The following is a 2,951-nucleotide window of genomic DNA, read 5'->3' on the forward strand; positions in this document are numbered from 1 at the left end:
TGCGGAGCGAGTATGATCGCTACAACGCCGAAAAAATTTACGATGCGATCCTCCCTAAAGAAGAGATCAACGATCACAAACTCTGTATTTGTGGCGACATCCTAAAAGGGAAAGCCTCTCCGCCGCAGTGTTCTATCTTCGGCACCGCGTGTAAACCGAGCAGCCCTGTGGGAAGCTGTATGGTCAGCTCCGAGGGGGCGTGTTCGGCGTATTATAAATATGGGAATTTGGTATGAATAAAACAATCACATTAGCCCAAGGCAACGGCGGCGAAGAGAACAACGAACTGATCAAAAAGGTCTTTTACAAAGCCTTTAAAAACGAGATTTTAGAGCGTAGCGAAGATGCGGCGGTGATCGGGAATTTGGCGATGAGTACCGACAGTTTTACGGTGAGTCCCCTATTTTTTGCGGGGGCGGACATCGGTAAGCTTGCGGTGTGCGGTACGTGCAATGACCTTGCGATGATGGGGGCACAGCCTAAATATTTGACGTGCAGTGTCATCATCGAAGAGGGGTTTGAAGTTGAATCACTGGAGCGGATCGTCGAGAGCATGAGAAGCGAGTTAGCGATCAACGGTGCGGTGGTCGTGAGCGGCGATACGAAGGTGGTGCCCAAGGGGAGCGTGGATAAGATATTCATCAACACCACAGGTCTGGGTGAAATCGTCCAAGCGGGGATCAGCTCGAACAATGTGAGCGAAGAGGATGTGATCCTCATCAACCGCGACATCGGGTGCCACGGAGCGACGATTTTCGCCGCGCGTGAGGGGATGGAGATGAGCAGTACCCTCAAAAGTGACTGTAACTCGCTCTATCCGCAGGTGAAAGCCCTCATGGATGCGGGGGTGCGGATCACGGCAATGCGCGATGCGACGCGCGGAGGGGTTGCGGCGGTACTCAACGAGTGGGCGAGACAGTCGAACGTCTGTATCGAGGTCGAAGAGGAAAAAATCCCCGTGAGCGATGAGGTCAAAGGGATTTGTGAAATGCTGGGTTTCGAAGCGACGGCTTTGGCGAATGAGGGGACGTTTGTGTTGGCAATCCACAAAGACTCTGCCGCAAAAGCCCTAGAGATACTCAAAAGCTTCGAGGTGTGCGCGATGGCTTCAGTGGTAGGAGAAGTAACTCAAAAGTATCCACAAAAAGTGATATTGAAAAGCCCGTGGGGGACATCTCGATTTTTAGAGACCCCTAACGGCGAATTACTACCGAGGATCTGCTAATGCATGAATACTCAATCGTACAAGCACTGTTAACCCAGTGTGAGGATATAGCCCGTGAGAATGAAGCCGAATCGGTCTCGAAAATCGTCGTAAAGATCGGGAAAATGAGTGGCGTTGAACCGCACTTGCTCGAAATCGCGTTTAATACGTTCAAAGAGAAGACGGTGTGTGACGGGGCGGATTTTGTGCTAAATATTCAGCCTCTCGTGATCGAATGTAAAGGGTGCGGAGTGCAGACAACTTTGGATGAAGTTTACTATAAATGCCCCGCGTGTGAGAGTCTGGATGTCAAAGTAATAGATGGTGAAGATATGTTTTTAATGTCGTTGGAGATGGAGTAGGGTATGCAAGAGTATTGGGAATTATATATGAAAACCATCGACGGCGCTATCGCCTCGGTGTTGGTGAATGCAGGGATTTCGGCAGAGTTGCCGAGTGAAGACAAGTTCTATGTCGGGTTTATCAAGCTCACCATGAAAGCACCGAATGATCGCGGGCTGATTGGCGAAGATGAAGAGGCACAACTCTCGTTTATCGAAGACAAAATTGAGATGGAGGCGTTGCGCTACCGTATCGGCAGTTACGTTGGAAAGATCGTCTCTAATGGCGAGATGACCTTTATCTACTACCTGAAACACGAATTTGAATGGCCCGATGTCGTGAAAGCGGCGATGGGGGCGTTTCCTGAGTATGAATATTCCAGCGGCTCAAAAATGGACGGGGATTGGGAGGTGTATCATAAGCTCCTTTTCCCGACCCCTATCGAATGGCAGATTATTCAAAACCACAAAGTGTGCGACCATTTGAAGTCGCAAGGCGATTCTCTCCATCTACCGCGTGCGATTGAACACAAAGCCTATTTTGAAACAGCCGAAAAACGCGCTGAATTCGTTAGTACGATCGAAGCAGAAGGGTTTAAGATCAAAGATCATATCAATGCAAATGAGATCTCGACGATGGTAGGAATTAGCTTTTATCGTCAAGATAAACCGTTTTACTACGATATTGACACATTAAGTCTTCATTTGATCAATCTTTCCATCCAGTTTAACGGTGCGTATGACGGCTGGGAAACGAGTGTCGTTAAAATTTAGTAATTTACCACTGAAAACCTATTCACTTTTAAGTAACTTTAATCTATTCGCGGCGATAATGTGTATAAGAACGTCTCACATTAATATCAAAAGGGGTAAATAATGAATACAGAAGAAATAGTGAAAAAGATCAAAGAAAAGGAAGGGTTATCACGTCGTGATGCTTTGAAAATGATGGCGCTTTCGCCGATTGCCGCATCCGTATTGGCTGGAACTGCTGCTCCTGCAACGGCACAAGCAGCTTCATCCAATGCAGTAGGGAAAATTGTTATTGTCGGAGGCGGTTCTGGAGCACTGATGGTATTGGCTCGGCTACGTCGTGCTCTTTCTAAACCCGATATTACGATTATTGCACCAAATGAGAAACATGTTTACCAGCCGGGACAAATCTTCGTCGCGGCGGGAGAGTATGCTCCTGAAGATATTATTTTTGATAACACGGGCTATATTGGGGATGATGTGACATGGATCAAAGATGAAGCCGCTACGTTTGATCCAGATAATAACAAAATTACCACAAAAAAAGGGACAGTTGTCGGGTATGACTATCTTGTTGTCGCGACAGGGGTTCAGTACCATTATGAGCAAATTGAAGGGCTTAGTGCTGATATGCTCGGTAAAAACGGTATTGC

Annotated in this window: 4 protein-coding genes and 1 pseudogene; all 5 read left to right on the forward strand. The window is 47.3% G+C overall.

The features are described from left to right. Nucleotides 1-236: pseudogene (locus JZU62_RS05475) on the forward strand (hydrogenase formation protein HypD); the annotation flags it as partial. Continuing rightward, the gene (gene hypE, locus JZU62_RS05480; RefSeq protein WP_295012682.1) at nt 233-1,225 is read left to right on the forward strand and encodes a hydrogenase expression/formation protein HypE; all 993 of its coding nucleotides are present in this window, start codon (nt 233-235) and stop codon (nt 1,223-1,225) included. The pseudogene JZU62_RS05475 and the gene hypE, both read left to right, overlap by 4 nt. Next, nucleotides 1,225-1,566, forward strand: coding sequence for a hydrogenase maturation nickel metallochaperone HypA (hypA, locus tag JZU62_RS05485; protein ID WP_295012684.1), 342 nt, complete (start codon nt 1,225-1,227; stop codon nt 1,564-1,566). The genes hypE and hypA overlap by 1 nt, the downstream gene beginning before the upstream one ends. Before the next feature lie 3 nt (nt 1,567-1,569). After that, the gene (locus tag JZU62_RS05490; RefSeq protein WP_295012686.1) at nt 1,570-2,319 is read left to right on the forward strand and encodes a DUF695 domain-containing protein; all 750 of its coding nucleotides are present in this window, start codon (nt 1,570-1,572) and stop codon (nt 2,317-2,319) included. Nucleotides 2,320-2,421: 102 nt separating this feature from the next. Then, nucleotides 2,422-2,951: FAD-dependent oxidoreductase (locus JZU62_RS05495; RefSeq protein WP_295012688.1), on the forward strand; the 530-nt coding region annotated here is incomplete at its 3' end.

Origin of the sequence: Sulfuricurvum sp., assembly GCF_019163035.1 — a bacterium.
Taxonomy (GTDB): Bacteria; Campylobacterota; Campylobacteria; order Campylobacterales; family Sulfurimonadaceae; genus Sulfuricurvum.